The sequence below is a fragment of the Mesorhizobium sp. M6A.T.Ce.TU.016.01.1.1 genome, assembly GCF_003997065.1.
Taxonomy (GTDB): Bacteria; Pseudomonadota; Alphaproteobacteria; order Rhizobiales; family Rhizobiaceae; genus Mesorhizobium; species Mesorhizobium mediterraneum.
In genome coordinates this window covers 1-451 of the sequence record NZ_RZTJ01000122.1, presented here as the reverse complement: position 1 = coordinate 451, position 451 = coordinate 1, and the positions used below count along the sequence as shown (strand labels likewise).

Genomic DNA, 451 nt, shown 5'->3' with positions numbered 1-451 from the left:
GGCAACAGCCTGATGAGACGCCTCGGCGACCTCGGAGAAGATGTTGCCGTTGACGATGACGCCGGGCATCGAATAGGCGGCGGCGCGCTCGGCGATGTTCTTGACCGCGGTCGAGCGGGCTGTCGATGTCGACATGCCGTAGCCATTGTTCTCGCAGACGAAAATGACGGGCAGCTTCCAGACCGCCGCCATGTTGAGCGCCTCGTGGAAAGCGCCTTCATTGTTGGCGCCATCGCCGAAGAACGAGACCACGACCTTGCCGGTCTTCATCATCTTGGAGGACAATGCCGCCCCGACGGCGATCGGGATGCCGCCGCCGACGATGCCATTGGCGCCGAGATTGCCCTTGCCGACATCGGCGATGTGCATCGAGCCGCCACGGCCCTTGCAATAGCCTGTGGTCTTGCCGAAGAACTCGGCGAACATGCGCTTGACCTCGGCGCCCTTGGCA

At 63.2% G+C, this 451-nt stretch carries 1 protein-coding gene; it reads right to left on the bottom strand.

Annotated elements, in window-relative coordinates:
• The coding region (locus tag EOC94_RS33550) for a thiamine pyrophosphate-dependent dehydrogenase E1 component subunit alpha (RefSeq protein WP_148128466.1) at positions 1-451 on the bottom strand (451 nt) is incomplete at both ends.